The sequence below is a fragment of the Synergistaceae bacterium genome (assembly GCA_017450125.1).
In the GTDB taxonomy this organism is placed as follows: domain Bacteria; phylum Synergistota; class Synergistia; order Synergistales; family Aminobacteriaceae; genus JAFUXM01.
Window position 1 is genome coordinate 1 of record JAFSWZ010000001.1, and the last position, 6,024, is coordinate 6,024.

Below are 6,024 nucleotides of genomic sequence, written 5' to 3' on the forward strand. Positions count from 1 at the left end.
ATAGCGCAAGCTGAGAAATGACCTCAAGACGAGAGGTTAGATAGGCCGGAAGTGTACGTGCTGTGAAGTATTGAGCTGACCGGTACTAAAGATTGATAATGTAGTTCTTGGTTTCATCGGTGCGTTTAGAGTTGCAGAAAGACTAGGGGAAATAGTTATTGGTGGCAAATGCGGCGGGGACACACCCAGATCCATGCCGAACCTGGAAGTTAAGCCCGCGAGCGTCGATGGTACTGTGTGGGGTACACACGGGAGAGCAGGCCGTCGCCAGTATATGATTAGAGCAGAGGGAAGCTGTTAGAGATAACGGTTTCCCTCTTTTATTATTTATTATTCCCGTCCGAAACGTCTCAGCAGGTCTGCATTCTTCAGCTCTATCATCGTCGGCCGTCCGTGCGGGCAAACATACGGCTGTTCGCACTCATGAAGTTCCTTCCATAATGTCAGTGCCTCCTCGCGTGAAAGACCAGTCGTCAGCTTCACCGAAGCCTTGCAGGCCATCGTCGCCCAGATTCTCCACAGCAACTCTCTGCTGTTCTTGCCGTGATTGAGCTTCAGCGCATCAAGCGATGTCCTCAGCAGCTCTTCCGCCCCAATGTCCGCACCAATCGTCGGAATCCCCTGCAGCTCCACGCCCTGCGCTGTGTTCCCGAACACAAATCCTGCCTCCGTAAGTTCCCGTTCATGCTCCTGAACCTCAAGGGCAAGAGCAGGATACAGCAGCACCACAGCTAACAGCGTCTGTGTGTTCCGAGAAGACTCGGCAGATGCCTTTATGCGTTCGTAGTTCACGCGTTCGTGCCCCGCATGAGGATCCATGAGGATTATTGCTTCTCCGTCGTCGTAAATCAGGTAGCCGCCGGAACTCTGCCCGAGATATTTCACGCTGGGTTCTGGTTCTGGCTCGCTGTCCGAGAACATTATCTGCGTGCCCGCAGATTTTGGCGTGTCGCCGAAGTTCCAGCCTGAAGACTGACGGGCAGGTGCAGGAGCAGGAACTGATGCTGGCTTGTGAGGAGTGGTGATGATTTCCGGCAGAGGCATCGGGCTTCCCAAGTGTTTCACCGCCTCGTGAATCGCGTCGTAAATCTCCCCGTTGTAGCGGAAACGTACCTCTGACTTGGCCGGATGGATATTCACGTCAACCAGCACAGGATTCAGCGTGAAGAACAGTGCCCAGTTGCCCGCCAGATCACGCGCCGCCTGAGACAGTGCGCCCTTAATCACCGGGTCATTCACTGCCCGGCCGTTCACGAAAGCCATGCTGTCCCCGCGTCCGTTAAGTCCCGCACGAGCCTGAAACCAGCACTCCAGCTCCGTGCTGCCTGACTTGACATTCACGCACTGAATCTCCGGGCCGGTGTCCCAGACTTTCGCGAGAACCCGCCCCTTGTCGCCCGCACCATCCGTCGCAAAAATCACCTTGCCGTCATGCTCGAGCGTGAAGGACACTGAGGGGTTGCACACGGCGTATTCACGGAGAAACACCGCACAGCGTCGAAGCTCTCCTGACGCGCTCTTGAGGAATTTGCGACGGGCAGGAAGACCCGAGAAGAGGTTATCCACTTTGACGCGCGTTCCCTTAGGGCAGTTCGCGGGAATGTGCTCGATGATTTTCCCGTCATGTGTGCGGATTATTCCGCCGGAAGCCGCACCTTCCTGCCTGCTCCGTATTTCCACATCAGCTACGGCAACAAGGCTGGCTAATGCCTCTCCCCTGTAGCCCAGCGTCATGATATGCTCGAGATCCTCGAGGGAAGATATTTTGCTGGTTGCGTGGTACATCAGCGCAAGAGGCAGCTCGTCGAACGCTATTCCCGTTCCGTCGTCCTCAACAATAATGCTGAGGCGGCCTCCGTCCTTCAGGCTCACGCGTATTCTCTTGGCCTCAGCGTCTAGTGCGTTCTCCGCAAGTTCCTTCACGGCTGAAGCTGGGCGTTCAACAACTTCACCGGCGGCTATCCGCGACCATATACTTTCATCAAGTGCAGTAATTGAGAGCACATACACACATCCTCTATCTGTAGTATATGCTAATTATAAGTGTTCAGCGTTTCAAGGTCATGCTGTATCTGTTCTGCGCGCCTGCTGGTCAGAGAGCTGATTATGAAATCACGGTTCTGTGCGTAAAGTTCTTCGGGAGTCTGCGTCAGTGCATGTTCAAGCTCGCAGGCAAACTGTTCGTAGCTGGTTATATTCGGGCAGTAACGGGAGGTATTGAGTGCGCGGAACTCTTCATTGTCGGGGTAACGTCCGAGCAATGCACAGCCCAATATCGCACTTTCGTAGAAACGCGGAGTCATGAAGCATATACCGTTAGTGCCGTCTCTTGCGTTATCTATGCCGGAACACCCGATACGGACTGCGGCATGTAACGGACACCGCTTGAAGGTGATATTGCTTTGATGCGCTGTAATACATCACGTGAGGTTACGTAGAACAGCCTCATGTTCTGTGTGGCTTTGGCAACCAGCTTCATATCTTCTTCGCTCCACAGGTCAAGAAATATCGGAAGGCAGTTCTTCTCAGTACACATGCGCATTTCTGCCGGAAACATCAGGAAGCATAGAGATAACGGCTTGCTGAGATCCTGTTCAAGGACTTGTGATGAAAGCGTCCTTGATACTTGGATGCAGTGATTATATCATGCATGCCTTTTTCACAAGTTCATCGAGAATCTTCAGGGCTTCCTTCGGCGTGATGTTGTCAGTGTCAAGCTGCCTCAGCTCCTCGAGAACCGCATCTTCTTCCGGCGAGAACAGCATTATCTGCCGCTTCAAGGCATTCTGCGGGAGCGGAGCAGGAATCTCCCGCGCCTCTATTCCCCCGTGCTCGAAGACTTCCAGAAGCTCGAATGCCCGCCTCAGCACCATGTCCGGCACTCCCGCAAGACGCGCAACCTCAATCCCGTACGACCGTCCCGCCGCGCCCCTCTCAACCTGATGCAGGAACAGAATCCCGTCCGCACCCTCAGCTACCTTCATGCTGTAGTTCCTCACTCCATCTAACCTGTCTTCAAGGCAAGTCAGCTCGTGGTAATGCGTCGCGAACATCACACGCGCATTCGCGGCACCCTGCAGGTACTCGAGGACTGCCCATGCTATGCTCATCCCGTCCCACGTCGCCGTTCCCCTGCCCACTTCGTCGAGGACAACAAGGCTTCGGTCAGTTACGTTGTTGAGGATGTTGGCGGTCTCCAGCATCTCGACCATGAACGTGCTCGAGCCCCTCACGAGGTCATCCCGCGCGCCTATCCTCGTAAACACGCGGTCGACAAGCCCTATCTTCGCGCTCTCCGCCGGAATCCACAAGCCCGCCTGTGCCATTATCGCAATTAACGCAGTCATCCTCAGCCACGTGGATTTTCCCGCCATGTTCGGGCCGGTCAGAATGATTATCCGTCCGTCGCCGCCTAACGTTACGTCGTTGGGCACAAAGCCTGCATCCCTCTGCTCGGTCTCAATTACCGGATGCCGTCCCCCTCGAATCTCTATCATGTCGGACGCGTTGACCTCCGGGCATGAGTACCCTCTCTCGCGCGAAACTCCTGCGAACGACGCACAACAGTCCAGAATACCCAGCACTCTTCCCGTCATCTGGAGCTGTGGGCTGTACTTCAGGACGTGTGCGACCACCTGCTGATACAGTTCTGCTTCAACGCGCGAAATCTCTGCCCCGCTGTCCTGCATACGGAGTTCAAACGCCTTCAGCTCGGGTGTCGTGTAACGTCTGGCGTTCACGAGGGTCTGCGTCTGCTTGAAATATTCCGGCTGAATAGTCAGGCCTCCTTTGCCTGTCTCAAGGTAGTACCCGAACGCGTTTGTGTAGCCCGCTTTGAGCTTCGGGGTCGCCGTAGCCATACGTTCCTTCTCGACGTAGTCGGTCAGCCACTGTTCACCGTTCTCTGCTTCATTCCTCAGTTCGTCAAGCGAGGAGTCAAACCCCGCGCGTATAACTTGGCCTGCTCCCAGTGCTCTAGGTAGGCTGTCGTTGAGCGCGCTCTCAAGGTAGGAGCTGAGTTCCGAGAGGTCAGGCAGTGAAGCGATTATCCCCCTCAATGGCTCGTCAGCATTGATGCTCAGAATGTCAGGAATGAGCCTCAGCGTGTCCCGTACAGCCCCCAAGTCCTGCGGGTTGAAGTTACCTAGCGACAAACGGGACAATGAACGTTCAACGTCCCGTGTGCCCGCAAGCGTGTCGAGAAGCCTCGCGCACTCTCCCGCCGCGTCAACCAGAACGCCGATAGCCTTCTGACGACGCTGAATCGCCTTGATGTCCATCATCGGCCGTAATATCCAGTCCTTCAGGGTACGCCGTCCCATAGGAGTACGGTTTTTGTCGAGGCACGTGAAGAGCGACACGCTGTCTCCTGCAGTCTCGGGGATAAGTTCAAGGTTGCGCTGTGCCGATGCGTCGAGGCTCATCCTGTCCCTGACAATCAGCGGTGAGAGCCTTAACACGTTATCGAGGGAGCTGAACTGTGTAGCGGAAAGATACTCTAACGTCGCCCACGCAGGACCTACACACGGGTCGCGTTCGTCTATCCCGAAGCCGGAGAGTTTCTGCGTGTGGAGAGCAGCCTTCAGACGGCCGGCAGAGTTCTCGGTCTTGAAGTTTTCGGGCGAAACGGGCTGAAGGTTATAGCCGTCGAGGAACGCCGGAAGGTTCTTCAGGTTCGAGGGGTAAAGCACTTCGCCAGGCGTGAACGCCGAGAGCATTGCCGACGCATCACGTTCGGAGAGAGTTCCGGCCTCGAGAGTGCCCGTGTCGACGTGGAGCAGAGCCATCGCCACCCGTCCCTTGAACGGCCAGACTGCGGCCAAATGCGCCGAGTCCCGCGCGGAGTCTTCGGGAAGGTACGTGCCCGGAGTAACCACGCGTATAACTCTGCGTTCAACGAGGCCTTTGCTGGAAGGTTCGCCGATCTGTTCGCAGATTGCCGCCCTGTAACCCGCCTTGATGAGACGCGACAGGTACGAGTTCAGCGCGTGGTGAGGGATTCCCGCCATCGGTATCTTCTTCTCCGGGTCGCGGGCGGTAAGCGCAATATTGAGTGCACCTGAGGCCTGCCGTGCGTCGTCAAAGAACATCTCGTAGAAGTCTCCCATCCTGAACAGAAGCAGCGAGTCGGGGAACTGTTCCTTGAAGGCCTTGTACTGTTCGAGCCACGGGGTAATCTTAATGTCGTCGGGTATAGTTTTGCGTGTCATGGTTTCCAGCTTTCGGAGTCAGATAAATTTTCGAGCGCATTGATTATTTTAGCGTAAAGGTCAGGGATTTCACGCCGCAAGCTGGCGATGTATTCCCTTATGCGCTGTCGTTCTGTGTGTCCGGCAAACGGGCATACGCTCTCAATGATGGGCAGTGATAACCTCTTGGCCTCGTCGATAATTGCCGCTTCTGTCGCGAGCACGAGAGGACGAATCACGGTTATGTTTGTGCGGGACATGTAGGCTGTAGGCTGGAAGCTCCGTGCCCGTCCGGCATGAAGGAGGTTCAGGAAGAAGGTTTCTGCCGCGTCGTCGAGAGTGTGGCCAAGAGCCAGCTTGTTGTAACCGTGCTCTGATGCCCAGCTGCTCAGGAGTCCGCGCCGCATGTTTGCGCAGAAGGAGCAGGGGGATTTCTCCTGACGTGAATGGATTATGCCTATGATGTCCTGTTCAACAACGTGATACGGAATGCCCTTGAAGGAGCAATACTCTTCGAGCGGCCGGGTGTCCATGCCGGAGAGTTTCACGCTGAGGGCAGCGAGGGAGAACTTCACGGGGCTTCTGCGTGAGAGGTCGTGAAGTGCGTGAAGGAGAATCATGCTGTCTTTTCCGCCGGAGAGACCGACGAGGACGTTGTCGCCTTCTTCAATCATGTGCCAGCGGGTGATGGCAGTACCGATTTTGCGCCTGAGTGAGTTATTGATAGTGTTAGTCATGGAGATAATTATATGCTACAATGCACGCATGAACTGCACAGCGTTTGACAAGATGAATTTCGAGCGTATAATTGCTTGCTTGCTTGCTTGCTTGCTTG

General features: G+C 55.3%; 5 protein-coding genes and 2 rRNA genes. 2 read left to right on the plus strand and 5 right to left on the minus strand.

The window, feature by feature from the left end; all coding sequences use genetic code 11:
• Together IJT02_00005 and rrf are read left to right on the plus strand one after the other, a co-directional pair.
• A 23S ribosomal RNA gene (locus IJT02_00005) occupies window positions 1-109 on the plus strand; the annotation flags it as partial.
• Window positions 110-157: 48 nt separating this feature from the next.
• Window positions 158-273 (plus strand): 5S ribosomal RNA (rrf, locus tag IJT02_00010).
• A 57-nt stretch (window positions 274-330) separates the two neighbouring features.
• Here rrf and IJT02_00015 read toward each other — a convergent pair.
• The 5 genes from IJT02_00015 to IJT02_00035 all read right to left on the minus strand — a co-directional run bounded on the left by IJT02_00015 (window position 331) and on the right by IJT02_00035 (window position 5,926).
• Window positions 331-2,004, minus strand: coding sequence for an ATP-binding protein (locus tag IJT02_00015; protein ID MBQ7543311.1), 1,674 nt, complete (start codon window positions 2,002-2,004; stop codon window positions 331-333).
• Between the two features lie 29 nt (window positions 2,005-2,033).
• A complete protein-coding gene (locus tag IJT02_00020; protein MBQ7543312.1) occupies window positions 2,034-2,303 on the minus strand; it encodes a hypothetical protein in 270 nt (89 codons plus the stop codon).
• A 35-nt stretch (window positions 2,304-2,338) separates the two neighbouring features.
• A complete protein-coding gene (locus IJT02_00025; GenBank protein MBQ7543313.1) occupies window positions 2,339-2,536 on the minus strand; it encodes a hypothetical protein in 198 nt (65 codons plus the stop codon).
• Between the two features lie 103 nt (window positions 2,537-2,639).
• Window positions 2,640-5,210, minus strand: a complete 2,571-nt coding sequence (gene mutS / locus IJT02_00030; protein ID MBQ7543314.1) for a DNA mismatch repair protein MutS — start codon at window positions 5,208-5,210, stop codon at window positions 2,640-2,642.
• On the minus strand, window positions 5,207-5,926 hold the full coding sequence (locus IJT02_00035) for a tRNA 2-thiocytidine biosynthesis protein TtcA (GenBank protein ID MBQ7543315.1): 720 nt from the start codon (window positions 5,924-5,926) through the stop codon (window positions 5,207-5,209). Before IJT02_00035 ends, mutS begins: the two co-directional genes overlap by 4 nt.
• Window positions 5,927-6,024 lie beyond the last annotated feature (98 nt).

Excerpts from the sequence above, each read along its gene's own strand:
- IJT02_00020 (MBQ7543312.1), bottom strand. The coding sequence starts at position 2,303 with ATGACTCCGCGTTTCTACGAAAGTGCGATATTGGGCTGTGCATTGCTC.
- IJT02_00025 (MBQ7543313.1), bottom strand. The coding sequence starts at position 2,536 with ATGTGTACTGAGAAGAACTGCCTTCCGATATTTCTTGACCTGTGGAGC.
- mutS (MBQ7543314.1), bottom strand. The coding sequence starts at position 5,210 with ATGACACGCAAAACTATACCCGACGACATTAAGATTACCCCGTGGCTC.
- IJT02_00035 (MBQ7543315.1), bottom strand. The coding sequence starts at position 5,926 with ATGACTAACACTATCAATAACTCACTCAGGCGCAAAATCGGTACTGCC.